Raw genomic sequence first — 253 nt, 5'->3', positions numbered from 1 at the left:
GCTCACGCTTCTCGGGGCGCATTATACGGGCGGCCTTCTCGTCGCTGGCAGTGCCGTCTTCGGCCTTTCCTACGCGATCGGGAGCGCGGGAGGGTCGACTGCCACGGCCTCGGCAATGGACATTTTCTCGTCGGCCGGGGCACCGATCACCGCAGGGCTCGTTCTGTTCGTTCTCGTTGCCCTGATGTTGCGCTTGCAGGCCATCCGATGAACCGTTCGCCTCCTGGTGCATTCACGCAGGAGACGCCGGATC

1 pseudogene is annotated in these 253 nt (G+C 64.4%); it reads left to right on the top strand.

From position 1 onward, the window contains the following. Positions 1–211: pseudogene (locus CH341_RS35550) on the top strand (MFS transporter); the annotation flags it as partial. Between the last annotated feature and the right edge of the window lie 42 nt (positions 212–253).

This window comes from Rhodoplanes roseus, assembly GCF_003258865.1.
Lineage (GTDB): Bacteria > Pseudomonadota > Alphaproteobacteria > Rhizobiales > Xanthobacteraceae > Rhodoplanes > Rhodoplanes roseus.
This window is presented reverse-complemented; position numbering and strand designations above follow the sequence as displayed.